At 60.5% G+C, this 25960-nt stretch carries 23 protein-coding genes; 8 read left to right on the forward strand and 15 right to left on the reverse strand.

The annotated features are described in order from the left end of the window. Window positions 1-3: 3 nt before the first annotated feature. Window positions 4-612, reverse strand: coding sequence for a tRNA-(ms[2]io[6]A)-hydroxylase (locus LOY55_RS17455; protein WP_046032069.1), 609 nt, complete (start codon window positions 610-612; stop codon window positions 4-6). 159 nt (window positions 613-771) lie between these two features. Here LOY55_RS17455 and LOY55_RS17460 point away from each other — a divergent pair, with 159 nt between their 5' ends. Further along, on the forward strand, window positions 772-1635 hold the full coding sequence (locus LOY55_RS17460) for a universal stress protein (protein ID WP_258665961.1): 864 nt from the start codon (window positions 772-774) through the stop codon (window positions 1633-1635). A gap of 65 nt (window positions 1636-1700) precedes the next feature. Here the strand turns inward: LOY55_RS17460 and LOY55_RS17465 are convergent, their stop codons facing one another. Beyond that, complete coding sequence (locus LOY55_RS17465) at window positions 1701-2171, reverse strand: DUF1289 domain-containing protein (protein ID WP_027923350.1); 471 nt, start codon at window positions 2169-2171, stop codon at window positions 1701-1703. A 410-nt stretch (window positions 2172-2581) separates the two neighbouring features. Here LOY55_RS17465 and acnB point away from each other — a divergent pair, with 410 nt between their 5' ends. Then, window positions 2582-5182, forward strand: a complete 2601-nt coding sequence (gene acnB / locus LOY55_RS17470) for a bifunctional aconitate hydratase 2/2-methylisocitrate dehydratase (RefSeq protein ID WP_258668353.1) — start codon at window positions 2582-2584, stop codon at window positions 5180-5182. Between the two features lie 77 nt (window positions 5183-5259). On the opposite strand, the gene LOY55_RS17475 is transcribed toward acnB, so the two are convergent. Then, entirely contained in the window at window positions 5260-6921 is a 1662-nt protein-coding gene (locus LOY55_RS17475; RefSeq protein WP_258665963.1) for a SulP family inorganic anion transporter, read from the reverse strand. 94 nt (window positions 6922-7015) lie between these two features. Further along, on the reverse strand, window positions 7016-8296 hold the full coding sequence (locus LOY55_RS17480) for a serine/threonine transporter (protein ID WP_046031376.1): 1281 nt from the start codon (window positions 8294-8296) through the stop codon (window positions 7016-7018). Window positions 8297-8654: 358 nt separating this feature from the next. Here LOY55_RS17480 and LOY55_RS17485 point away from each other — a divergent pair, with 358 nt between their 5' ends. The 6 genes from LOY55_RS17485 (at window position 8655) to LOY55_RS17510 (ending at window position 15110) form a co-directional block, all read left to right on the forward strand. Further along, window positions 8655-9464 carry a response regulator transcription factor gene (locus LOY55_RS17485; RefSeq protein ID WP_109786103.1) on the forward strand — a complete coding sequence of 270 codons (810 nt, stop codon included), beginning with the start codon at window positions 8655-8657 and terminating at the stop codon, window positions 9462-9464. A 105-nt stretch (window positions 9465-9569) separates the two neighbouring features. Then, a complete protein-coding gene (locus tag LOY55_RS17490) occupies window positions 9570-10685 on the forward strand; it encodes an ABC transporter ATP-binding protein (RefSeq protein WP_046031809.1) in 1116 nt (371 codons plus the stop codon). A gap of 39 nt (window positions 10686-10724) precedes the next feature. Continuing rightward, a complete protein-coding gene (locus LOY55_RS17495; protein ID WP_223525248.1) occupies window positions 10725-11867 on the forward strand; it encodes a PotD/PotF family extracellular solute-binding protein in 1143 nt (380 codons plus the stop codon). A gap of 31 nt (window positions 11868-11898) precedes the next feature. Then, a complete protein-coding gene (locus LOY55_RS17500; protein WP_046031379.1) occupies window positions 11899-12816 on the forward strand; it encodes an ABC transporter permease in 918 nt (305 codons plus the stop codon). A 1-nt stretch (window position 12817) separates the two neighbouring features. Continuing rightward, complete coding sequence (locus LOY55_RS17505) at window positions 12818-13645, forward strand: ABC transporter permease (RefSeq protein WP_046031380.1); 828 nt, start codon at window positions 12818-12820, stop codon at window positions 13643-13645. Next, window positions 13638-15110 (forward strand): aldehyde dehydrogenase family protein, encoded by a 1473-nt coding sequence (locus LOY55_RS17510; RefSeq protein WP_109786105.1) that lies wholly within the window; start codon window positions 13638-13640, stop codon window positions 15108-15110. The genes LOY55_RS17505 and LOY55_RS17510 overlap by 8 nt, the downstream gene beginning before the upstream one ends. A gap of 54 nt (window positions 15111-15164) precedes the next feature. Here LOY55_RS17510 and LOY55_RS17515 read toward each other — a convergent pair whose 3' ends face one another. The 11 genes from LOY55_RS17515 to LOY55_RS17565 form a co-directional block, all read right to left on the reverse strand. Further along, a complete protein-coding gene (locus LOY55_RS17515) occupies window positions 15165-16643 on the reverse strand; it encodes an aldehyde dehydrogenase family protein (RefSeq protein WP_109786106.1) in 1479 nt (492 codons plus the stop codon). 11 nt (window positions 16644-16654) lie between these two features. Next, entirely contained in the window at window positions 16655-17416 is a 762-nt protein-coding gene (locus LOY55_RS17520; RefSeq protein ID WP_258665972.1) for an NTP transferase domain-containing protein, read from the reverse strand. Between the two features lie 25 nt (window positions 17417-17441). Further along, a complete protein-coding gene (locus LOY55_RS17525; protein ID WP_109786108.1) occupies window positions 17442-18950 on the reverse strand; it encodes an aldehyde dehydrogenase in 1509 nt (502 codons plus the stop codon). Then, window positions 18937-20004, reverse strand: coding sequence for an aminoglycoside phosphotransferase family protein (locus LOY55_RS17530; protein ID WP_223525244.1), 1068 nt, complete (start codon window positions 20002-20004; stop codon window positions 18937-18939). Before LOY55_RS17530 ends, LOY55_RS17525 begins: the two co-directional genes overlap by 14 nt. A 5-nt stretch (window positions 20005-20009) precedes the next feature. Next, window positions 20010-20354 (reverse strand): cupin domain-containing protein, encoded by a 345-nt coding sequence (locus LOY55_RS17535; protein ID WP_109786109.1) that lies wholly within the window; start codon window positions 20352-20354, stop codon window positions 20010-20012. A gap of 39 nt (window positions 20355-20393) precedes the next feature. Beyond that, window positions 20394-20762 (reverse strand): cupin domain-containing protein, encoded by a 369-nt coding sequence (locus LOY55_RS17540; protein WP_258665975.1) that lies wholly within the window; start codon window positions 20760-20762, stop codon window positions 20394-20396. Continuing rightward, window positions 20755-22038 carry a glycosyltransferase gene (locus tag LOY55_RS17545; RefSeq protein WP_109786111.1) on the reverse strand — a complete coding sequence of 428 codons (1284 nt, stop codon included), beginning with the start codon at window positions 22036-22038 and terminating at the stop codon, window positions 20755-20757. The genes LOY55_RS17540 and LOY55_RS17545 overlap by 8 nt, the downstream gene beginning before the upstream one ends. A gap of 33 nt (window positions 22039-22071) precedes the next feature. Next, on the reverse strand, window positions 22072-23151 hold the full coding sequence (locus LOY55_RS17550) for an ABC transporter ATP-binding protein (RefSeq protein WP_109786112.1): 1080 nt from the start codon (window positions 23149-23151) through the stop codon (window positions 22072-22074). Continuing rightward, the gene (locus LOY55_RS17555; protein WP_258665978.1) at window positions 23144-23950 is read right to left on the reverse strand and encodes an ABC transporter permease; all 807 of its coding nucleotides are present in this window, start codon (window positions 23948-23950) and stop codon (window positions 23144-23146) included. Before LOY55_RS17555 ends, LOY55_RS17550 begins: the two co-directional genes overlap by 8 nt. Further along, a complete protein-coding gene (locus tag LOY55_RS17560; RefSeq protein WP_223525240.1) occupies window positions 23947-24807 on the reverse strand; it encodes an ABC transporter permease in 861 nt (286 codons plus the stop codon). Before LOY55_RS17560 ends, LOY55_RS17555 begins: the two co-directional genes overlap by 4 nt. Before the next feature lie 96 nt (window positions 24808-24903). Then, a complete protein-coding gene (locus tag LOY55_RS17565; RefSeq protein WP_223525239.1) occupies window positions 24904-25878 on the reverse strand; it encodes a spermidine/putrescine ABC transporter substrate-binding protein in 975 nt (324 codons plus the stop codon). Window positions 25879-25960: the final 82 nt, after the last annotated feature.

The following is a 25960-nucleotide window of genomic DNA, read 5'->3' on the forward strand; positions in this document are numbered from 1 at the left end:
GTGTCAGGCCGCTGCGGGCACACCGCTGTGGAAACGGAATTCCACGTCTGGCGACTCGATCAGTTCCTGCTCGGCGGCGCGGACCTTGTCGATCACCTGGGCGATATCCTTGGCATCGCCGTACTGATAGGCCAGTTTCAGGTAACCCTGAAAATGCCGGGCCTCGCTTTTCAGCAGGCCGAAGTAGAACTTGCCCAGTTCTTCGTCCAGGTGCGGCACCAGTGCCTCGAAACGCTCGCAGCTACGGGCCTCGATAAACGCGCCGACCACCAGGGTGTCCACCAGTTTGACCGGTTCGTGGCTACGCACCACTTTGCGCAAACCCGAGGCGTATCGCCCGGCAGACAGTTGGCGCAGCTCGATCTTGCGCTTTTTCATCAGGCGCATGACCTGCTCGTGGTGCACCAGTTCTTCCCGGGCCAGGCGCGACATCAGGTTGATCAGGTCGACGTGGGAGTGATACTTGGCAATCAGGCTCAGCGCGGTGCTGGCGGCCTTGAATTCGCAGTTCTTGTGGTCGATCAGCAGGGTTTCCTGATCGGCCAGTGCGGCCTGAACCCAGCCGTCGGGGGTACGGCAGCCGAGGAACTCGTGAATTTCGGGAAGGATCATGGGGCTCACGGATAAGTGGTTCAAATCGAAGGGCGCCGATTATACCGGCCTGCCCGCAGACCACCAGCGGCCAACCATTGATATGCATCAAGTCGCCGGATGCCGGGCAGCAACTATAGTTGTGCAACGCCGTGCTTTTTTCTTCAGGAGATCCCGATCATGCAAGCCATTCGCAGCATTCTGGTGGTCATAGAACCCGAACACTCGGAGAGCCTGGCGCTCAAACGGGCCAAATTGATTGCCGGTGTGACTCAGGCGCACTTGCACCTGCTGGTCGGCGACCCCAAGCATGATCACAGCGGCTTGCTGGGCGTGCTCAAGGCGGCCCTGGTGGCGGACGGTTACAGCGTCACCACCGAACAGGCCTGGCATAAGAGCCTGCACGAAACCATCGTCGAGGTGCAGCAAGCTGAAGGCTGCGGGCTGGTGGTCAAGCAGCACTTCCCGGACAGCCCGCTGAAAAAGGCACTGCTGACCCCGGATGACTGGAAGTTGCTTCGCGCGTGCCCTACCCCCGTGCTGCTGGTAAAAACCGCCGGTTCCTGGAAAGACAAAGTGATTCTGGCGGCCGTCGATGTCGGCAATACCGACCCTGAACACCGCCACCTGCACAACACCATCATCGATCATGGCTATGACATCGCCGGCCTGGCCAAGGCGCACCTACACGTCGTCAGCGCTCATCCGTCGCCGATGTTGTCCGCTGCCGACCCCACGTTGCAGCTCAGCGAAACCATCGAGGCGCGCTATCGCGAGCAGTGCCGGGCGTTCCAGGCAGAGTTCGACATCGACGACTCGCACCTGCACATCGAAGAAGGCCCGGCAGACGTTTTGATACCGTTCATGGCGCACAAGCTGCAGGCGGCTGTGACCGTGATTGGCACCGTGGCGCGCAGCGGACTGTCAGGGGCATTGATCGGCAATACGGCTGAAGTGGTGCTGGATTCGGTGGAGAGTGACGTGCTGGTGCTCAAGCCGCGGGAGATCGAGGATCATCTGGAGGAGTTGGCTGACAAGCATTGAGATGCTTAACGTCGGGGCGCAAACTTTCGCGAGCGGTGCAACTATTCGAACTGCTCGCGAAGTTTCTAGGCGCCAAAGGCGTCTTTCAGAAAACCCGGTGCGATGTAGCGCTGGTAGTGCGCCTCGGACAGGAGGAAAAATTCCCGATCAATGGCATCGCGCAATTCCGGCAGGTTCCAGTCGCGGAATTCCGGCATCAACACCATCCCGTAAGCCTCCAGGTTGTTGATCACCCGCGCCCCTCGGGCAATCAGTTGATACGCCCAGCAATACTCTGACTGATGCGGCACAAAACGAATCTTGCGTTGCTCCAGCTGCAAACGCAGGCGCTGGGGGTCGAACACCTCCAGCTTGCTGGCCATCACTTGGGACAGCAATTGTTCAAGTCGAAGCCATACGGCGCGCTTCTCCTCCTCGTTGTAGCCATTCCAGTTGATCACTTCATGGTGGAAACGCTTACAGCCACGGCACACCAAATCACCGTAAACAGTGGAGCAAAGGCCGACGCATGGCGTCTTGATAGTCTGATTGGGCATAGAGGTAGGCAAAACACGGGGAAAACTGACAGGTCCGCATGTTAGCCCTTTGTCTAACATTCATCACCCCTCAAAATTCGAGGGCTAACTTACCTTTAATTTTTTTTTGCCGTAGAATCAGCCAGCCTTTTTAAGGCGCCAATGTCCGTTTGAAGCTGTTTTCAAAGCGTCACGAGCACAGTCGTTCCTTCAGAGCGGTGTTGGCGAAGGGTTTTTCCAGCGGGGAAAAGCTCAACGCCAACCCTCATCAGCTCCCGTTCTGCAGGCGTAAAACTTTGAAAGCAGCTTCTGTAAGGAATTGTCGGTAATTCTGGCTAAGTGGCTCACAACGCCATGCAGCGCATGAGTACGGCAATTTCGGGATGAGCGTCCCGGACACCCATTTGGGACCACTGATGAGGGTAATAACTGTGCTTGAAGCCTACCGCAAACATATCGAAGAGCGTGCAGCACTGGGTATCGTTCCCCAGCCACTTAACGCCGAACAAACTGCAGGCCTGGTCGAGCTGCTGAAGAATCCTCCGGCTGGCGAAGAAGCTTTCCTCGTTGACCTGATCACCAATCGCGTTCCACCTGGCGTGGACGAAGCGGCCTATGTCAAGGCCGGCTTCCTGTCCGCCCTCGCCAAAGGCGAAGCCAAATCCCCCCTGATCGACAAGAAGCGCGCTGTTGAACTGCTCGGCACCATGCAGGGCGGCTACAACATCGTGACCCTGGTCAACCTGCTGGACGACGCCGAACTGGCGCCCGTCGCGGCCAAAGAACTCAAGCACACCCTGCTGATGTTCGATGCCTTCCACGACGTCGCTGAGCGCGCCAAGAACGGTAACGTTCACGCTAAAGGCGTGCTGCAGTCCTGGGCTGACGGCGAGTGGTTCAAGAACCGCCCGACCCTGGCCGACAAGATCAGCCTGCGCGTGTTCAAGGTCACCGGCGAAACCAACACCGACGACCTGTCCCCTGCCCCGGATGCCTGGTCCCGTCCAGACATCCCGCTGCACGCCCTGGCCATGCTGAAAATGGCCCGCGACGGCATCGTCCCTGACGCCCAAGGCGTTACCGGCCCGATGAAGCAGATCGAAGAAATGCGCGGCCAAGGCTTCCCGATCGCCTACGTCGGTGACGTGGTCGGTACCGGTTCCTCGCGTAAATCGGCGACCAACTCCGTACTGTGGTTCTTCGGCGACGACGTTCCTTACGTGCCGAACAAGCGTGCTGGCGGTTTCTGCTTCGGCAGCAAAATCGCTCCGATCTTCTACAACACCATGGAAGACGCCGGCGCACTGCCAATCGAATTCGACGTGTCGAACATGCACATGGGCGACGTGATCGACCTGTACCCGCATGCGGGCAAAGTCTGCAAACACGGTACTGACGAAGTCCTGACCACCTTCGAAATGAAGACCCCGGTGCTGTTGGACGAAGTTCGTGCTGGCGGCCGTATTCCGCTGATCATCGGCCGTGGCCTGACCGACAAGGCTCGCGCCGAACTGGGTCTGCCAGCGTTCGACCTGTTCAAACTGCCGGAAGCCCCGGCTGAAAGCACCAAGGGTTACACCCTGGCGCAGAAAATGGTCGGCAAGGCTTGCGGCGTAGCCGGTGTGCGTCCTGGCACCTACTGCGAACCGAAGATGACCACCGTAGGTTCTCAGGACACCACCGGTCCAATGACCCGTGACGAACTGAAAGACCTGGCGTGCCTGGGCTTCTCGGCTGATCTGGTGATGCAGTCGTTCTGCCACACCGCGGCGTATCCAAAGCCGATCGACGTGACCACCCACCACACCCTGCCTGACTTCATCATGACCCGTGGCGGCGTTTCGCTGCGTCCGGGCGACGGCATCATCCACTCGTGGCTGAACCGCATGCTGCTGCCAGACACCGTCGGTACCGGTGGTGACTCGCACACCCGTTTCCCGATGGGCATCTCGTTCCCGGCCGGTTCCGGTCTGGTCGCGTTCGCCGCTGCCACCGGCGTCATGCCGCTGGACATGCCGGAATCGATCCTGGTGCGCTTCAAAGGCAAGATGCAACCGGGCGTCACCCTGCGTGACCTGGTTCACGCCATTCCTTACTTCGCGATCCAGGCTGGCCTGCTGACCGTCGAGAAGAAAGGCAAGAAGAACGCCTTCTCCGGCCGCATCCTGGAAATCGAAGGCCTGGACAACCTGAGCATCGAACAGGCTTTCGAACTGTCCGACGCCTCGGCCGAACGTTCGGCTGCCGGTTGCACCATCAAGCTGTCGAAAGAGTCGATCACCGAATACCTGAGCTCCAACATCACCCTGCTGCGCTGGATGATCGGCGAAGGCTACGGTGACGTGCGTACCCTGGAACGTCGTGCTCAAGCGATGGAAGCCTGGATCGCCAACCCTGAGTTGATGGTTGCCGATGCTGACGCCGAATACGCTGAAATCATCGAAATCGATCTGGCCGACATCAAAGAGCCTGTGCTCTGCGCGCCAAACGATCCGGACGACGCCCGTCTGCTGTCCAGCGTTGCTGGCGAGAAGATCGACGAAGTGTTCATCGGTTCGTGCATGACCAACATTGGTCACTTCCGCGCTGCCGGCAAGTTGCTGGATCAGGTCAAGGGTCAGCTGCCAACCCGTCTGTGGCTGTCGCCGCCGACCAAAATGGACGCTCACCAGCTGACCGAAGAAGGCTACTACGGCATCTACGGCAAGGCCGGCGCACGCATGGAAATGCCAGGTTGCTCGCTGTGCATGGGTAACCAGGCCCGCGTTGAGCCGAACTCCACTGTAGTGTCGACCTCGACCCGTAACTTCCCGAACCGTCTGGGTGACGGCGCGAACGTCTACCTGGCTTCGGCTGAGCTGGCGTCTGTTGCTTCCATCCTGGGTCGCCTGCCGACCGTCGAGGAGTACATGGAATACGCGGGCAAGATCGACAGCATGGCGGCCGATGTCTACCGCTACCTGTCCTTCGACCAGATCGCCGAGTTCCGTGAAGTCGCTGCGAACGCCAAGATCCCGGTCGTTCAAGCGTAACGTTACAACGCCATAGAAAACGCCGCCCTTCGTGAGAGGGGCGGCGTTTTTTTTATGCCTGCAACATGACTATGCCCTTACACAAATCCCTCTGTAGAAGTGAGGGCTTGTTGTACCGCGCCATCTACGCTCAAGCCGCTGAGGATCACCTGTGTATCCTTCACTTCCGGCAATGCCGCCAACGCGGTTTGCGCCGAATCCTTGAGCCGTGCCAGCACCAGCTGCTTGCCTTCGTGATGCACCCGCACAAAAAATTCCTGCAACGCCTCAATGCTGGTGCCATCCAGATCGGGCGATTCCTCAAGGCTGAGAATGACCGAGTGAATCGGCGCCTCAGAATGGCGGATCAACCGCAACGTACTCCCCAGAACACGCTCGACGTTGGCAAAGAACAACGCCTCACCCGGTCGAACAATCAACACCCCTGGCACCGTTTGCGCCGTCGGATGGCGTTGCAGGTCGACAAAGTCGTGACCGCCATCAATCCGCCCCAGGACCTGAATGTCGGCCGCCGACAGTTGCTTGAGCATCAGCACCACACTGATCGCCACCGCCAGCAGTAACCCGTCCAGCACACCCAACACCAGCACGGCGGCCACCGCGCAGATCACCAGCACGCGGTCACGTCGCCAAATGAAGTACCGCCCCAACGGTTGCAGGCTCAAGCCTCGGGCCAGGGCATGGATGACGATGGCGGCTAAAATCGGCTCCGGCGTCAGGGCAATGTAAGGCAACACCGTCAAAACGATCAGCAACACCACCAGCGCCGCCACGCCACCGGCCAGTCGCGACGTGGCGCCCGCCGCTTCATTGGCCGACGTCGCCGAATACCCTGCCCCCGCCGGCATGCCATGAAACAACCCGGACAACAGATTGGACGCACCCAACGCGAGCAGATCGCGGTTCGATGAAATACGGTCGCCGTGCTTGAGCGCGTAGGCACTGATCGAGCCGTATGACTCCGCGTACAGGATCATCACCATGGCAACTGCCAGCTCACCCAGGCGCAACCAGTCACTGAAGGGCAATACCGGTAGTTGGGGCACTTCCAGGCTCAGATCGATCACGCCAATCAACTTCACGCCATACACCGGCAGGTTCAGCCATTGACCGGCCACAATACCAATCACCACGACCAGTAAGCCGCCCGGCAAACGACGCAGCCGCCCGAACAGCGTCAACAAGGCCAATGCCACCGCCGCGACACCCGCCGCCACCCAGTTCCACTGCGGTAGTTGTTCCAGCAATTGCGGTAGAAACCGGACCAGGTTGGCGTCGCTCAAATGCACACCGACCACACTGGCCACTTGTTTGAGGATGATGGTCAACGCCAGACCAAAGGCAAAGCCGCGCAGCACCGGCTTGGCAATGAACGACGTCACGCTGCCGAGTTTGAACAGCCCGGCCAGCAGGAAGAACACGCCGGTCATCAGCACCAGTCCAATGGCCAGAGTCGAGCGCAAATGCGGATCGCCGTTGGCCAGCGTCGCGGTCGCAGCGGCCAGCACCGCAGCCGACGAAGACGTCGCAGAGACAATGGCGAAGCGGCTGGTGCCTAACAGTCCATAGCACAGCAAACCGGCAAACAAGGCGATCACCCCGGCCTGAGGCGCCACGGCCGCAATACTTGAATAGGCGACCGCTTCGGGCAACAACAGGCCAGCAATAGACAACCCGGCCAGCAAGTCTTGCCAGCGGCTGGGTTGTCCGGTGGGGTTTCGGGGAGAGGCGCTCGACAATCCAATGTCTCCAGGCGAAAAAAAACCGCTGCGCGCATCACGCGCAGCGGCCACTGTAGCTGTCAATTCGGCGCTGCGCGAGCAGCCCGAACGATCACGCGGTCAGCGAGTAAATCAGCGCCGTAATGGCCACCAGGCCCACCGCAGTGACGAAGACGTTGGACGCCTGCCCGCGATAACGCGCCATCGCCGGCACCTTGCGGATCGCGTACATCGGCATCAGGAACAGAATCGCCGCGATGACCGGGCCACCCAGGGTTTCGATCATGCCCAGAATACTCGGGTTCAGCGTGGCAACGATCCAGCACACCACCAGCATGAACGCCGCGGTCATGCGGTCCAGGGTCTTGGCGCCCGGACGCTTGCCGCTTTTGACGATCAGGCCTTTAAGACCTTCGCTGGCACCGATGTAGTGGCCCAGGAACGACTTGGAGATGGCCACGAAGGCAATCAACGGCGCCGCGAAGGCGATGGTCGGGTTGCTGAAGTGGTTGGCCAGGTACGACAAGATCGACAGGTTCTGCGCTTTGGCTTCAGCCAATTGCGCCGGCGACAAGGTCAGCACGCAACTGAAGACGAAGAACAGCACCATTATCACCATCAACAGGTGAGCGCGGGACAGGATCTGCGAGCTGCGCTCTTCGGCGTGATCGCCGTAACGGCGCTTCTGGTCGACCGCAAACGCCGAGATGATCGGTGAATGGTTGAAGGAGAACACCATCACCGGAATCGCCAGCCACAGGGTGTGCAGCAGCGCCGATGGTTCCGGCACCGTGCTGGCGGTGCTCAGGATGCCGCCGTTCCAGTGTGGAATCAGGTACACCCCCAAAAACAGCAGTGCGACGATGAACGGGTAGACCATCAGGCTCATGGCCTTGACGATCAGTTGCTCACCGCAACGCACCACCGCCAGCAGACCGAGGATCAGCACCAGCGACAGCACCGCGCGCGGTGGCGGCATGATGTGAAGTTGATGCTCAAGGAAACTGCCCACGGTGTTGGTCAGCGCCACGCTGTAGATCAGCAGGATCGGGAAGATCGCAAAGAAGTACAGCAAAGTGATCAGCGCACCGGCCTTGATGCCGAAGTGCTCTTCCACCACTTCAGTGATGTCGGCGCCTTCGCGTCCGGACAGCACGAAGCGGGTCAGGCCGCGGTGTGCGTAGAAGGTCATGGGGAACGCCAGTACCGCCAGAACCAGCAACGGCCAAAAGCCGCCCAGCCCTGCGTTGATCGGCAGAAACAACGTGCCCGCCCCGATGGCCGTGCCAAACAGGCCGAGCATCCAGGTGGTGTCATGGCGATTCCAGCTCGAAAGCGTTGCTGGTGTCGCCGCTACATAGCGTTTGTCGACGCTATTGGCCTGATCATTCATCCGGTGGGATCTCCGCATTCCGGTCAGTTGCTACCCGGTCAGGACGAGTCGGAAAAATCCGACAGGCAGCGCCCTGGCCGAAACAGGGGCGCGATTGTCCGGGATTAATCAACAGAAGCAAAGACTTAGCTGAAGAATGGTAGTGCGGATCAGTGTTCAGGAGGCTATACAGGAGCAAACAGGGCTGTGGGCCGATACGATCGTTTCTGCTACCAACCGTGTAGCACTCGGTAACATCCAGCCCTGTTGCGGTGCGTCTTTTCCCTGACGTACGGGCGTGCGTCCCGCGCGGCAAGGCGCAACCCACCATGGCGTAGTTTGTGCATCCAATGGCATTCCACTCCTGCCTGAAACCGCCATGCGCCCCAAGGAACTGAAACTCTGGACCACCGGTGTCGCCCACCTACTTGACCTGCCTGCAGGGCATGCGCGGTTATCGGCGTTAAGCCATTGGTTGCGCCAGGTGTGTCCGGTCGATCATTTCGTCCTGTTCGTCTACGAAGGCAATCACCGACCGTTGGCGCTGTTCGACACCTTTGCCGCCGACAAGCGTGCGGTGTATGTCGATGACTACCAGTGCGGTCCGTATCTGCTCGATCCGTTCTACCTCGCCTGCACCCGCGGACAAGCGGCGGGACTGTGGCGCTTGCGCCAGTTCGCGCCCGACCACTTCTACCTCGGCGAGTACTACCTGACTTATTACCAGCAGACCGGACTGGCCGAAGAAGTGGCTTTTTTTGTCGAGCTCGGCGACGGCGCCATGGCCGTTCTATCGCTGATGCGCTCCTCTGCCAGTTGCGCGTTCAGTCGTGACGAAATGCAGTTGATCGAATGCGCACAGGCCGTCGTCGAACAAGTCGTCAACGAAGCCTGGCGCTTGCGTCAGGCGCAACAGCCGCGCCCGGCACAAGACCTCGACTTCAAGATCCGCGAAGCGTTCGATCAGTTCGGCGCGCACATCCTTACTTGCCGCGAACAGGAAGTGGTGCAGTTGCTGCTGCGCGGTCACTCCAGTGCCTCGGTGGCCGAGCAACTGAGCATCAGCCCCGGCACGGTGAAGATTCACCGCAAGAACATCTACGCCAAGCTCGGCATCGGCAGCCAGTCCGAGTTGCTCGGGCTGTTTATCCGCGATCTCACCGGCCAGGAACTGCTCGCCGAAGCCTGACACCTGAAAACGACTCTATCCCCCAAGGGATATATACAGCGCAAAACCGCGATTGCTAGTTTGGCTCCCGACGCAATGATTGATCACTGCAAGGGGAGCCGCACCGTGAATGACAACCAGCCAAGCGATATCGAATTCTGCAATGTGGTCAAACGCTATGGCGAGGTGGCGGCCGTCAATGGCCTGAATTTCGCCGTGCGTCGTGGCTCATTCCACTCTTTCCTCGGTGGCTCGGGCTGCGGCAAAACCACGACCCTGCGCATGATTGCAGGCTTCGAACAACCGACCAGCGGCGAAGTACGCCTGGCCGGCAAAAACGTCGCCGGCATACCGGCGTTCGAACGGCCGGTGAACATGGTGTTCCAGCATTACGCCCTGTTCCCGCACCTCACGGTGGCGCAGAACATTGCCTATGGCTTGCGTTATCGCACGCCGCGCCCGGATAAGAAAACCCAATTGCGCATGGCCGATGAGGCCCTGGAAATGGTTCGCCTCAGCGGCTTCGGCCAGCGTAAACCGAGCGAACTCTCCGGCGGCCAACAGCAACGTGTCGCCCTCGCCCGGGCGCTGGTCAACAAACCGACCGTGCTATTGCTCGACGAGCCACTGGCGGCGCTCGACCGCAAGTTGCGCAAGGAAATGCAATCCGAACTGCTGCGCCTGCAGCGCGAAGTCGGCATCACTTTCGTGCTGGTCACCCACGACCAGGAAGAAGCCTTGTCGATGAGTGACAGCATCAGCGTGATGCACAACGGTTCGATCATCCAGACGGCCACCCCGGAACAACTGTACGAAGCTCCGGCCAGCCGTTACGTCGCCGACTTCATCGGCGAATCCAATCTGTTCAACGGCACCGTACGCCACCTGCACGGCAATTCGGTGGTGCTGCGTACCGAGCAAGGCCTGGAGCTGACCAGCCCGCTGACGCCAACCGGCAAGGCCCTGAGCGCCGACGCCGCCGGTTGCATCGCGGTGCGCCCCGAGTTGATCAGCATTGCCGGCGCCCACGCCGATCTGGCCCGTGAAGTGAAACTGCAAGGCTGCGTGGAAGACCGCATCTACCTCGGTAATTCCACCGAATACCGCGTGCGCACCCAGGCCTTTGGCGTGGTCTGTGTGCGGGTTCCCCGCCAGCAGGATCACGGCGCCAATGCATTCGAACACGGCGCTGCAGTGAGCGTCGGCTGGGATCACGCCAATGGCCTGGCCATGGCGTTGTAAATCATCGACTCGATTCATCAACCGGATGTGGAGCGTGCTATGGACCAGAAGACGTTTATCAAAACCCTGCGCAGTTGGCAGAACGGCTCGATCAGTCGTCGCGAATTTCTTGGCCGCACCGGCCTGGGGATTGCCGCCGCCGTGGTCGCCACCAACATGCCCGGCCTGCTGACGTCCAGCGCAGAAGCGGCCGAACAGGCCAAGCTGGGGGATCGCCTGTCACTGGCGACGTGGCCGAACTACCACAGCCAGGAAAACCTCGACACCTTCGGCAAAACCACCGGCGCCCGCGTCTCGATGAGCGTGTTCGGCTCCAACGAAGAAATGCTCGCCAAGTTGCAAGCCGGTGGCAGTGGCTGGGACGTACTGGTTCCGACCAACTACACCATCAGCACCTACGTCGGTCTGGGCTTGATCGAGCCGCTGGACCTGTCGCGCATTCCCAACTTCGATGCCTCGGCATTCCAGCAAAAATTCATGGCCCAAGGCACCGTGGACGGCAAGGTGTACGCCGTGCCAAAAAACTGGGGCACCACCGGCATGCTCTTCGACGCCGGCAAACTGAAGAACGGGCCGAGCAGCTGGAAAGAGTTCTGGGCCGCCGCCCAAGGCCCTGCCAGCGGCCGGACGATGGTTCACGATTACCAGTTGACCGCCATCGGCAACGCCCTCAAAAGCTTCGGCTACAGCTTTAACTCCCTCGACCCAAAAGAACTGGCCGACGCGGAAAAACTGTTGATCGAGGTCAAGCCGCACCTGTTCGCCATCAACTCCGACATTCAGCCGTCAATGCGCAGCGGCGATGCCTGGCTCGCGATGTCGTGGACCGGCGACGCCTCGCAGTTGCACCGCGACAACGCGCAGATGCAGTTCGAACTGGGCAAGGAAGGTGGCGAACTGTGGAGTGATTTTTTTGCCATCCCGAAAAGCTCGGAGCACAAGGACGCGGCCTACGCCTTCATCAATTACCTGCTCGACCCGCAGCACAACAAGCTCGAAGTGTTGAGTCACGGCTATCCGAGCGGCGACAAACGGGTCGATGCGCTGCTTCCCACCGCGATGCTCAACGATCCGATCATGTACCCGGCCGCCGAAGCACTCAGCCCACTGGAGTTCGGCGCCGCTGCAACGCTCACCAGCCCGGCGCGCGCCGAACTGATGGCGCGTTTCAAGTCCGCCTGATCGCCTGACCATGGCCAATGAGGAGTCACCCATGAATGCTGCCGCCCACCCGCAAACGGTGCAGCCAGGCAATGCCCTGTCAATCGAGGTACGTCAACGGCGCAGCCTCGGTCGGCGGATCACCCTGCTGATGCTCTTGCCTTCGACCTTGTGGTTCCTGCTGCTGTTATTGATGCCGCTGGTCATCATACTGGTCTTCAGTTTCGGCGAGCGCAGTGCCGTGGGCGGCTACGCCGGTGGCTTCACCCTGGCCAACTACCTGAACCTGGGCTCGCGTGGCGCGGCATTCAGTAACACGCTGATGCTGGCGCCACTGGGCACCCTGGTGTGCCTGGTCGCGGCCTACCCGCTGGCGTACTTTCTGGCGGTCAAGGTCACCCGTAACCGCTCGCTGTTGCTGACGCTGGTGATCGTACCGTTCTGGACCAGTTTCCTCATCCGTACCTACGCCTGGATCTTCATCCTCAGCGGCAAGGGCATCCCCGCCCTGCTCGCCAGTCTTGGCCTGGAAGACGTGCGGCTGATCAACACGCCGTGGGCGGTGCTGATCGGTATCGTCTACGGCTACCTGCCACTGATGGTGTTTCCGATTTACGTCAGCCTCGAAAAACTCGACAAACGCCTGCTCGAAGCCTCTGCCGATCTCGGTGCCAGCGCATTCGAGAGCTTCCGGCGGATCACCTTGCCGCTGTCCGCGCCGGGAATCATCACCGGCGTGATGCTGGTGTTCATCCTGTTGATGGGCGAGTTCCTGATCCCGGCGATTCTCGGCGGCGGCAAAGTGTTCTTCGTCGGCAACGCGCTGGTCGACTTGTTCCTGCAGTCGCGCAACTGGCCGTTCGGCAGTGCCCTGGCAATGACGCTGGTGGCGATGATGCTGCTGATCATCGGCGTGTATTTGAAACTGGTGGCGCGCTACGGCGGCCGCCCTGCCGATGGAGGGTTGTGACATGTGGCTGCGCAGCTATTCAACCTCGCTGTACCTGTTTCTCTACGCGCCGATCGCGTTGATCGTGCTGTTCAGTTTCAACGCCGGGCGCAGTGGCCTGGCATTCGAATGCTGTTCGGTGCAATGGTTTGGTCGCGCCTTCGGCAACCCGTTCATCATGGAAGCGCTGGGGCACAGTGCGTTCATCGCCTTCACGTCGGCAGTGATCGCCACATTGTTCGGCACCCTGGCAGTGTTCGGCTTGCAACGCGCGGGTAAAAAAGTACGCCTGTTGTTCGATGCACTGACCTATTGCGCGATCATCGTGCCGGGCATCGTCATCGGCATCTCGACGCTGATTGCGTTCATTACCCTGTTCGACCTGATCAATCCGCTGCTGGCAAGCTGGATACCCAATGTGCCGCGTCTGAACATGGGTTTTTCCACGGTGATTGCTGCGCATTCGCTGTTTACCATGGCGCTGGTCATGGTGATCGTGCGCAGCCGCGTCGACTCGCTGGACAAGGCCTTGCTCGAAGCTTCAGCGGACCTCTATGCCCCACCCATGCAAACGTTCTGGCGGGTCACCCTGCCGCAGATCAGCCCGGCAATCATGGCCGGATTCCTGCTGGCGTTCACCTTCAGCTTCGACGACTTCATTATCGCGTTCTTCGTTGCCGGTTCCGAGACGACGTTGCCGATCTACATCTTTTCATCGATCCGCCGCGGCGTGACGCCAGAAATCAACGCGGTCTCGACCGTCATTATCTGCGCCTCACTGGCCCTGCTATTCACTTCCCGCTCTCTGCAAAACCGCCGTACCGGCGTCCAGGAGTCAAACCATGCGTGATCAGCTTTACATCAACGGAGAGTGGGTCAGTCCGGACCTGGGCGGTTATCTGGACGTCATCGACCCGGCCACCGAAGCGGTTTTCCATCGGGTAGCCGCAGGCACCGAAGAAGACGTCGATCACGCGGTGCGCGCCGCACGCAGAGCCTTTGATAACGGCTGGAGCCAGACCACCGGCGCCGAACGCGCGCAATGGCTGGAGGCATTGGCTGATGAACTGGAAAACAGCCAACCGGTCTTGGCCGAACTGGAAGTGCGTGACAACGGCAAACCATTGCCCGAAGCGCAGTGGGACGTCGGCGATGCCATTGGTTGTTTCCGTTATTACGCCGGCCTGGCCCGCGAACTGGATCAGCAGCAGGATCAACCGCTGGCGTTGCCGGACGCACGCTTTCGCTGCCGTATCCGTCATGAGCCGATTGGCGTCGCCGGGCAGATCATTCCCTGGAACTACCCATTGTTGATGGCGGCGTGGAAAGTCGCGCCGGCCTTGGCTGCAGGTGCCACGGTGGTGTTGAAACCGTCCGAGCTGACGCCTCTCACAGCACTGGAGCTGGCCGCTGCCGCCGACCGTATCGGTTTGCCCGCCGGGGTATTGAACGTGGTCACCGGCCTCGGTGCCGACGCCGGCAGCCCGCTCACCGAACATCCCGGCGTGGACAAACTGGCCTTCACCGGCAGCGTGCCCACCGGAGCGAAAATCATGTCGGCGGCCGCCCGCGACATCAAGAACATCAGCCTCGAACTGGGCGGAAAATCTGCATTCATCGTATTCGACGACGCCGATGTCGAGGCGGCGGTGGAATGGATTCTGTTCGGGATTTTCTGGAACCAGGGCCAGGTGTGCAGCGCCACGTCACGCCTGCTGGTGCAGGAAAACATTGCCCCGCGATTGATCGAACGTCTGGTGGAGGAAACCCGCAAGATCAGTATCGGCCCGGGCATGGAACCCGGCGTCCTGCTCGGCCCACTGGTCAGTCAAAGCCAGCATGACAAGGTCCTTGGTTTCATTGATCAAGGCCTCGCCAGCGGTGCCCGTCTGCTCATCGGTGGTCGGCGGCCGGCGCATCTCCCTAAAGGTTACTTTATTGAACCGGCGATCTTCGACGAGCCCGGGCACAGCAGCATTCTCTGGCGCGAAGAGGTGTTCGGCCCGGTACTGTGCATCAAGCGTTTCAAGACCGAAGAGCAAGCGGTGCAAATGGCCAACGCCAGCCGCTTCGGCCTCGCCGCCGCGGTAATGAGCGCTGATTTGCAACGCACCGCCCGCGTCGCCAACCAGTTACGCGCGGGAATCATCTGGGTCAACTGCTCGCAGCCGACCTTCGTCGAAGCCCCGTGGGGCGGGATGAAACACAGCGGGATTGGCCGCGAGTTGGGCCAGTGGGGACTGCACAATTACCTGGAGGTGAAGCAAGTCACCGAGTACATCAGTGATCAGAAGTGGGGCTGGTACCTGAAATAGTCGCTCTCGGATCAGCAGGCAGGAACCGGCCAGCCGGTTCCTGCAGCACCTTTCTCAGTTCAGATACCAGCCCCACGCCTCGCCGTTGTACCGGGTGATTTGCTTGGTCTCGAGGTAATTGTTGTAGCCCCACTCCCCCAGCTCTCGGCCGATACCGCTCTGCTTGTAACCGCCCCACGGCGCTTCGACAAAGGTCGGCTGCGAGCAGTTGACCCACACGATACCGGCGCGAAAACGTCGAGCCACGCGTTCGCAACGTGGAATATCACGGGACATGACGGCCGCCGCCAGACCGAACGGCGAGTCATTGGCCAGGTGTATCGCTTCGGCCTCGGTATCAAATGCACGCAGACACACCACCGGGCCGAAGATCTCTTCGCGCCACACCGAGCTGTCTTGCGGCACATCGGCGAAAATCGCCGGCGTCAGGAAGTACCCCTTCTGCAAGTGCGCCGGACGCGTCCCTCCGTACACCAGGCGCGCGCCTTCTCGCTGGCCGACCGCAATCGCCTCGAGGACTTTGTCCAGTTGCCCCTGACTGACCAGCGGCCCAAGCTTCACACCCTCGGTGAAGCCCTCGCCGATCTGGATCTGCTCGGTAGCCACGATCAGACGCGCCAGCAGCGCCGGGTACAATGCGCGCTCCACCAACACCCGCGAAGTGGCCGAACAGACCTGGCCCTGGTTCCAGAAAATCCCGAACAGAATCCATTCCACTGCGGCATCGAGGTCGCTGTCGGCGAAGATCACGAACGGCGATTTGCCGCCCAGTTCCAGGCTGATATTTTTGATCTCGGCGGCCGCGGCTTGCATGATCTTGCGCCCGGTCGGCACACTGCCGGTGAAGGCGATCTTGTCCACATCCGGGTGTTCAGCCAGCGACGCGCCCGCCTCTCGCCCGAGCCCGCTGACGATGTTCAACACCCCGGCCGGCAAGCCGGCCTGATCGGCAATGCGTGCCAGTTCAATGGCGGTCAGCGGCGTCAGCTCCGAAGGTTTGAGCACCACGGTGCAGCCGGCTGCCAGCGCAGGGGCGACTTTCCACGAGGCCATCAGCATCGGGAAATTCCACGGGATGATCGCGGCGACCACGCCTACCGGCTCCTTGATCACCGAGGAGTTGAAGCGCTCATCCGGCACGCTGATTGACTGTTCGCCGTGTTGATCCGAGCCTTCGGCGAGTCCGGCATAGAAATCGAAACAACCGGCGGTGTCGGCGATGTCCCACTGCGCTTCCGGCAGCGGCTTGCCGTTGTCGTGTACTTCAATCGCGGCCAGTTCGTCCTGTCGCGCACGGATGCCGTCGGCGATTCGCCGCAGCACGTGTGCGCGTTGCGCGCCCGTCCAACGCGGCCAGTCGCCTTCGTCGAAGGCCAGGCGTGCGGCGGCGACGGCCAGGTCGATGTCTTCTGCCGTAGCGGCAGCGACCTGCGCCAGCACCGACTCGTCGCCCGGGTCGAGCGTCTCGAACACTCCGCGCTGGACCGGCGCGATCCACTCACCACCGATGTACAGCCGTTGATAATTCCCCATGACAGACTCCTTCATTGGCCGCGTCGACGCTGCTGGAAAAGCTGTTCGGCTGCCTGCAATTGTTCGCGATCATTGACACCGAGCACCTCGGCCTCATCCACCTCCACCGCCGTGACGGGCAGGCCGGCACTGTTGGCCACGGCCACCGCATCGGTGAGGTAATACTCGCCCTGGGCATTCTGATTGCCGATCCGGTCGAGCAGCCAGAGGCACGTGTCGGCGCGCAAACCCATCACCCCGCCGTTGCAAAAATTGACCCCAAGTTCTTGTGGGTTGGCGTCCCTGGCTTCGCGAATCGCCAGCAAACGCCCTCCTTCTACCAGCAGTCGCCCGTAAGGCCCTGGCCGTTCGGTGTGAAACCCGGCGACCGCCACGGCAGCGCCCTCGATCAGCGCCTGACGCAGCTGCAACAACGTCTGCGGGCTTATCAACGGTGAATCGCCAAACAGTACCAGCACGCAGCCCTGCTCATGGGCCTGCAACGCGGGCCGGGCGGCGAGCAGCGCGTGTGCCGTGCCCAGCTGTTCATTCTGGGTAAACGTGCGCACGCTGGGTGCGGCCTGCTTCACATAATCGGCCACCACCCGACTGCCAGCGCCCACCACCACCGCGCAATGCTCGATATCCGCTGCCCCGACCGCCGCCAGCACGTGACCGAGCAACGGCCGGTCGTCCACCAGATGCATGACCTTCGGCAACGGCGAACGCATGCGAGTGCCCTGCCCGGCGGCGAGAATCACCGCCAGGGTTGGCCAGGAAATGTTGTCGCCCATTGCGACCCTCCCGATTACAAATGAGTTAAACCTGATCGCGATAGAACACGTCGTCGGCGTAGGGATACCACCAGTCCTGAATCTTGGGCTGGTGATCGATGATGACCATCTTCGAGCGACGGAACGCTTCCAGGCCCTGACGCCCGAGTTCACGCCCCAGACCGGACATCTTCCAGCCGCCAAACGGCAGTGCGTCGTTGTCGATCAGTGGGTTGTTGACCCAGACCATCCCGGCTTCGAGACGCTCGGCAGCCTCCATGGCTTCGGCAAGGTCGGTGGAGAACAGCGAGGCGCCCAGGCCGAATGGCGAGTCATTGGCCTTGCGTACCGCTTCGTCAAAGTCACTGACACGGCAGATCGCTGCGACCGGTCCGAAACACTCTTCCTGAAGAATCGCCATGTCGGTGGTGACGCCGGTAAGGATGGTCGGTTCGTAGAACCAGCCCACGGTGTGTTGCGGCGGAATCCGCCCGCCACAGACCAGCGTCGCGCCTTTGGCCAGCGCGTCGTCGACCAGGCGCATGACCTTGTTGCGCGCTGCTTCGCTGACCATCGGCCCGATTTCCGTATGTTCCAGACCATGACCGATGCGCAGGGCACGGGTGCGTTCGGCGAACTTCGCGACGAACTCATCGTGGATCTCATCGACCACATAGAAGCGTTCAGCCGAGGTACAGATCTGTCCGCTCAGGTGGAACGCAGCGGTCACCGCACCTGCCGCAGCCACTTCAAGCGGCGCGTGTTTCGAAATGATCAACGGGTCGCTGCCACCGGCCTCGATCACGCACGGTTTCATCTGTTCGGCACAGGCCATCGCCACCGCTTTGCCCGCCGCCACACTGCCGGTGAACGCAACGGCGTGGGTGCCGGTGGATTGCACCAGCAACTGTGCGGTCACCGCATCACCCGGCACACAAGACACCAGGCCCGGCAGCAGCGCAGTGAAGTGCTCCATGAATTTGAGCGTGCACAGGGTCGTGGCTTCCGCCGGTTTGATGATGCAAGCGTTACCCGCCGCCAGCGACGCAGCGACCGTCCAGCACATCAGCAGTATCGGAAAGTTGAACGGCATGATGTGCACGCTGACGCCATACGGCTCATAACGCACATGCTGGAACGAACCGATCTGCGTGGTGCCGGCGACCTTGCCGGCGTCGTCCCGGGCCATTTCCGCGTAGTAGCGAAAGATCGGCGCGCAGTTGGCGAGTTCGCCCATCGCTTCGGGGAATGGCTTGCCCATTTCCAGGGTCATCAAGCGAGCGACTTCGCGGTTGCAGGCAACGTTCTGTTCGATGGCATTGGCCAGTTGATGCAAGCGCGCGGCGCGGCTTTTCGCATCGATCAGTCGCCATTGTTTCTGCGCGGCGGTGGCGGTATCGACGGCGGCTTGCACGTCGAATTCGCCACACACGCCAACCTTGCCGACCGGTTGCAGTGTCGCCGGGTCGAGCACTTCACGCTCTCGGGCATCGGTCAGCGGCACATAGTCGGCGTTGATGAAGCGCAGTGCGGTATCAGTGTTAAAGGTGGCCATGGGAGGATCCTTGAACCAATCGATAAGGGGTCTCGCGCAACGCGGCGAGGGTGGTGGGCGGCAGTTCATCGCGCCAGCCCGGCACGTGTTCGTTTAGCCATGCGCGCAGGGGCGCAAAGGCGTCTGCCTCCAGTGCTCGCACAAACAGACCGAGGGTGCGCGGCAGGTGCGCCAGGTAACCGTGTTTGCCGTCGCGCCCGGCCAGGCGCACGAAAATCCCCAGCACCTTGGCATGGCGTTGGGCGGCCAGTCGCCGGTAGTCCTCGAGAAAGCGTGGTGCGTCGAGCTCCGGGCGTTGCATCAGGTAATGCGTCATCAGCGCCACGCGTAATGCTTCGGGTACATTGCGACGTGCGTCTTCGAGCAACGACATCAAGTCATAGGCCGCCGAACCGAGCAAAGCGTCCTGGAAATCCAGCAGACCGCAGGCTGCAATACCTTCGCGACCTTCGAGCAACATCAGGTTGTCGACGTGAAAATCGCGCAGCACCAACGCTTCGCGACGCTGTGCGACCTCTTCACAGGCCTCGGCAAACAGGTTCAGAAACGACTCACGCAGTGCCAGCGCGGCGTCCCTGCCGATCAGCAGCGGGATGTACCAGTCGATCAGCAACGCATACTCGTTTCTCAACTGCCGGGCATCGTAAGGCGCCATGTCTGCCGTTGGCGGCGCGCGATGCAATGCCACCAGCGCATCGACCGCCAGGTGATACAACGCGCCTTCCGGATGCCCCGCGGCCAGCAATCGGGTGTAGGTGTCGTGACCGAAATCTTCGATCAGTGCCAACCCCGCCGCTTCGTCGACCTGTCGCAAGGCCGGAGCGGAAAGCCCCAGCCCGTGCAAGTGGCGGGCAACCTGCACAAACGGACCGATCGGCTCGCTGTGCGGTGGCGAATCCATCAGCAGCAAGCCTTCACCGCTCAAGCGAAAATAGCGCCGGGTCGAGGCATCCGCCGGCAATGCGATCAGTGGCGCCCTGGCGAAGCCGGCACGCGCCAGAAAGGCTGCGCGCTGGCTTTCACGATCGGGCGATGACGCACGTGTGTCAGTCATGGCAATCACCGGATCATGTAGACCTTTTTCACCGTCTCATGGACGGTGCATACGCCTTTCCAGTCCTTGCGGAAAAAGGCCGCGGTGTCGGGTTTGATCTCGATCACTTCGCCGGACTCGTGAACGTAGGTGCAGCGACCTTCGAGGAAATGGCAGAACTCGTCGCTGGTGACGTGGCAAAACCACTTGCCCGGCGTGCAGATCCACACACCGCACTCGGACTGGCCTTCAGGGCCTTTGTGCAGCACCACGCCAGAGATGTGGGACTCACCTTCGAGCATGGTCGGGATCACGCCCCAGTCCTTGACGTCGGTGATTTGCAACGGGTTGTACAGAAACGGGGTAGTCATTGTGGTTCTCCAGATAAAAGTCAGTGTCAGCCCGCAGGTTCAAGCCAGCATGTAGACGTTACGCAGGGTTTCCCGGACGTGGCATTCGCCGGTCCAGCCGGCCGGGAACAGCACCAGGGTGTTGGCTCGGACTTCGATGACTTCGCCGTTGTCATTGCGATAAGTGGCCTCGCCGGCAAGGAAGTGGCACAGCTCATCGCGGGGAATCGACAGTCGCCAGCGCCCGGGCGTGCACACCCAGAGCCCGGTTTCGGGACTGTTATTCGGCCCTTTGAACAGTAGCCGTCCGCTGGAATGCGAAATGCCTTCGACGGCGTCGCTCTGTACGCCCCAGTCCACCAGATCGGTGCGACTGCTGACGGATTCGAGGTACGGCGTGATACCCGCCGTGGTGTTTTGCTCAGGCATTGTCAAGCACCTTGTCGAGAATGGCGGCCGCGTCCGCAGGCCCTTTGCGTGATTGCATGTGTGTGCTGGTGATTTGCAGGCGTTGGCGCATCGTCTGGTCGTTGAGACACGCGGCGAGTTTTTCCGCCAATTGCGTTTCATTCCACTCGTAGCGATCGAGCTTGAAACCATGGCCGCTTTCTTCGGCGCGCATGGCGTTGTCGTGACCGTCCCAGACGTAGGACATGACAATCGCCGGCTTACCGAAAAACAGGCATTCGGTGAAACTGTTGTTGCCGCCGTGGTGAATCACCGCATCGACCTGGGCAATCACCGAAGGCTGTGGGAACCAGTTGGAGATCAGCACGTTGTCCGGCAGGTTCGGGTATTCATCAAGATGCTCACCGACGTTGAACAATGCGCGATAAGGCAGCTTGCCTACTGCCGTGATCAGACGCTGGAGCAGATCGACATCGCCGGAACCCAGGCTGCCGAAACTGACATACAGCAAAGGCTTGTCGTTGTTGGCCTTGAACGGCGGAATCTCGTAGGTCGTGTCCTGCCGCACGCACCCTTGCAGATAGTGAAAACGCTCCGCCGGCAATGGATGACGGCGCTCGAACTTGACGGCGTCCGGGTACAGCAACAGGTTCATGTACGGCGAGGCTTCGAAGAACGTACCGAGCGGGTACGGCTGCTCGCCATGGGCTTGCAGGAAGTGGTTGAAGTCCTCATGGATCGGCCCGACCGCCTCTTCGAAGCGCCGGCGAAATTCAGCATGGCCAGCCTTGTCGTGAACGCTCATGCCTGACAGGTGCGGCGGGATTTCCGGGTCTTCGATCTCGTTTTCCGAGCAGGAAATGATCCGCACCCATGGCTTGCCGTATTGCTTGATCGCCGGGAACAGGATCACGTTGTCGACGCAGATCAGGTCAGGCTTGACCTTGTCCAGAACGGCCGGCAGGTCCTTTTGCGCCCATTTCGCGGTTTCAACGATGGCCGCCCAGCATTCCTTCACGTAGTTGTCGATTTGATCCAGAGGGGTTTTACGGAAATTGGGAATGTGGCCGTTGATGAAATCGACCCAATAGCGGGCCATTTCTTCGGCCGGCATCGGTGCCGACATGTTGACCATGTGTTCTTCAAACCCGTAACCGGCATACACGCCGCTCATGCCCGGGTCGGTGAGGAATACCGCTTTGTGGCCAAGGGCTTCGCATGCCTGGGCAATACCGACGGAGTTCAGTGCCGGGCCATAAGCGGCTTCCGGAAAAAAGGCGATCACTTTCTGTTTCATCGAGAGGTACTCCTGCCTGGTCTTTTTTATTGTTCAGCGCGTCAATACGCGGGCATGGCGGGCCTGCCAGCCCAACCGGATGTTCATGCCGATAGCAAAATGAGCAAATTCGAACTGCGAGGACGGCACGCGGACGATCAGCGCCTTGTCGCTGAGCGCCGTCAGCACATGCACGTTGGTGTCGAGGCCGTGATAAGCGATTTCGACGATTTTTCCGGTGACCTGATTGGCGCAGTCGCCCCCCTCCGCAGGCAGCACCTGCAAACGTTCCGGGCGCACGACGACAGCGACTTTCTGCCCTGGAATCAACGGTTCAACGGTTTCGACAGCCAGCTCCTGGCCGTTGACGCGCACCGTGTGTGCACCAGAGCGCACGCCTTCAAACAGGTTGCTGACGCCAATGAAATTGGCGACAAACCGGCTGTTGGGGTTTTCGTAGAGTTCAGTCGGACTGCCGCACTGGCAGACCTTCCCGCCATCGAGTACGGCCATGCGGTCCGACATCACCAGGGCTTCTTCCTGGTCGTGGGTAACGATGATGAAGGTGATGCCGCTCTCGAGTTGCAAGCGCTTGAGTTCAAGCTGCATTTTTTCCCGGAGTTTTTTATCCAGTGCGCCCAACGGTTCGTCGAGCAGCAACACCCGTGGGCGTTTGACCAGCGCCCGCGCCAGGGCGACGCGCTGGCGTTGACCACCGGAAAGTTGATCCGGCTTGCGCTCGGCCAACTCGCCCAGCTGCGCCGTGCTCAGCACTTCATCGACCCGGCGACGGATTTCCGCTTCCGGCAAACGCTCCATCTCCAGGCCGTACGCAATGTTCTTGCGCACCGTCATGTTGGGAAACAGCGCATAGGACTGGAACATCAGGTTCAGTGGACGCTTGTTGGCCGGCAGCGGCGAGATGTCCTTGCCGTCCAGATAAATGCAACCGGCGCTGGGCGTCTCGAAACCGGCGAGCATGCGCAACAGGGTGGTCTTGCCGCAGCCGGACGGCCCGAGCAACGCAAAGAACTCGTTCTCGCGGATGTTCAGTGACACCTCGTCGACCGCCAGACCGTTGCCATAAGACTTGCTGACCTTGTCCAGGATCAGTACCGCAGATGAGTTATTCATGGGTGCGAGGAGCCTTGTTGAGACGCTGCGAAGCCAGCAGCGCGGTAATGCTGACCAGCATCACCAACGTCGCCAGAGCATTGATTTCCGGGGTGACGCCAAAACGGATCATGGCGTAGATCTGCATCGGCAACGTGGTGGAAGCCTGGCCGGACCCGGAGTTGAAAAAGGCGATGATGAATTCGTCCACCGACAAGGTGAACGAGAGCAAACCGCCCGCCAGCACGCCGGGAAAAATCGCCGGCAACAACACCCGGCGAAACGTGGTGGCCCAGCTCGCGCCGAGATCGATCGAAGCTTCGAGGATCGAATAGTCGAAGTGTTTGAGGCGCGTGCGCACGACCGCGCAGACGAAGGCGATGTTGAACACGGCGTGGCTGATGATGATCGAGTGCAAGCCCAGCCCGACTTTGAGCAGGTTGAAGAAGCTCAGCAGCGCAATGGCCAGGACGATGTCGGGAATGATCATGGGCGCCATCAGCAGCGTGTCGACCACTTGCCCCTTGTCGTTGCCCTTGCGGCGCAGTTCGATGCCGAGCGCGAGGAATGTCCCTAGCACACAGGCAATGAAGGTCGCCGAGAGGGCCACGATCAGGGTGTTGAGCGCCGCCGACAAAATCGCCGAGTTATGCGCCAGCGCCACATACCACTTCAGCGATACGCCGCCCCAGGCCGTCGGTAATCCGGACTTGTTGAACGACAGCAGAATCAATACCAGGATCGGTACATAAAGGAAGGCATACACCAACCCCAGGTGCGTAGTGAGTACGGTGCCGCTTACGGAACGAGACTGGCTCATGCGCGACCTCCTTCTGCGCGACGAGCAACCAGCGCCTGCACGAACAACAGAATCAGCATGATCGCGATCAGGAAGAAACTTAGCGCCGCGCCGAACGGCCAGTCCCGCGCCGTGAGGAATTGCGAGTAGATCAGGTTGCCGACCATCTGCACTTGCTTGCCGCCCAACAGGTCGGCGGTGATGAAGTTGCCGATGCTCAGGACGAATACAAACACCGCGCCAGCCGCCACACCGGGCACGCTCAACGGCAGGATGATCCGGCGAAAGGTCATCCAGCCCGAAGCACCAAGGTCTTTCGAGGCGTCCCAGAGTTCGTTATTGATGCGCGACAACGAGGAGAAAATCGCCAGGATCACAAACGGGATGTAGTTGTAGACCAGCCCCAGCACCACCGACGCTTCGGTGTACAGCAGGCTGATCGGTTCACCGCTATAGCCGAACAACTGCAGCATGCGGTTGATCAGGCCTTCGCGATTGAGCAGGACGATCCACGCATAGGTGCGGATCAGGTAGTTGCTCCAGAACGGCAGCATTACCAGAAACAGAAACACCGCTTGATGGCGCCGCGGAGCGCGGGCAATCGCGTAGGCCGCCGGATAGCCGATCAGCACCGCAAACAGTGTCGCCAGGCCGGCGATTTTGGCCGACTTGAGCAGGATCCCGAGGTACAACGGATCGAATGCGCGTTGGTAGTTTTCCCAGGTGAACAGCCAGTCGATGCCGCCGTAGGCACCGCGTTCGACGAAGCTGTAGACCAGCACCAGAATGCACGGCACCACCAGAAATATCAGCAGCCAGCCAAAGCCGGGCGCAAGAAGCCAGGCCGACAAACGCCTGTCAGCATGCAAAGCACTCATTACCCATATCCTCCCGCCCCGGAACAGAGGCGGCTTGCGAGCGTGGCGAGGCATGCAGGCATGCCTCGGTTTGATGCGGCTTACGGTTGTTGAGGCTTAGTTCTGCGCCGCCATGATTTCGGTGACGGCCCGGGTATAGGCTTTCTGGGTGGTGCCGCCCAGATCGCGCAATTGCTCCATCTTCAACAACTCGCTCGGGGCGATGGTCAAGTTGGGATATTGCTTGAGCAGGTCAGCGGACAAACCGGCCATTGCGGCCTGGTTGGGGATTTTGTAGAGGATGTTTTCCGCAACCCATACGTGGTTTTCCTTGGCGAGCATGAAGTTGAGGAATTTGAACGCCTCCTCCTGATGCTTCGAGCTTTTCAGCACGACCATGGTGTCCACCCACAGATCGGAACCTTCTTTGGGCACGACGAATTTGATCGCCGCGTTGGCCTGGGTCCCGTAGTTGCACCAGCCATCCCAGGCGTGGGCCATCAGCGATTCGCCGGAAGCGAGTTTCGAGTAGAAGGTGGTGTCGTCGAAGGCGAGGATGCGTTTCTTGGTAGCGATCAACTGGTCGCGGACGGCGGCGACGTGGCTTGCGTCGTTGTCGTTGACCGACCAGCCCTTGGCCAGGAAAGCGGCGCCGAGCATCCAGCGGTCAGTGGCAAGCATCGTCACTTTGCCTTTGAGCGCATCGCTTGGGTTGAGCAGCTCATTCCAGCTGGTGGGCGCCGGCGTCACTTTGTCGGAGCGATAGCAGATACCGGTCGTGCCCCAGGTATACGGCACCGAGAAATGGTTGCCCGGGTCATATTCCAGCTGGGTGGCTTCGGGATAGAGGTTCTTGAGGTTGGGAACCTTGACCGGATCGATATCCGCCAGCAGACCCTGCTTGTGCAGGACTTCGGCGAACGGTGAGGAGACAAACACAACGTCATAGCCTTCACCGCCAGACGCCATCAGCTTGCCCATGATTTCTTCGTTGGTCGCGTGCAAAGCCTTGTCGATGTCAACGCCGCTGGCCGCTTTGAACTTGTCCAGCGCATCCGGGGCCATGTAACCGTCCCAGATGGAAATCACCATATCTTTTGCACTTGCAGCCTGTGATGCGATCGCCAGGGAAACACTTAATCCCAGACACATAAGGCCTTTCAGCTTTCTCATA

The sequence above is a fragment of the Pseudomonas sp. B21-040 genome (genome assembly GCF_024748695.1).
In the GTDB taxonomy this organism is placed as follows: domain Bacteria; phylum Pseudomonadota; class Gammaproteobacteria; order Pseudomonadales; family Pseudomonadaceae; genus Aquipseudomonas.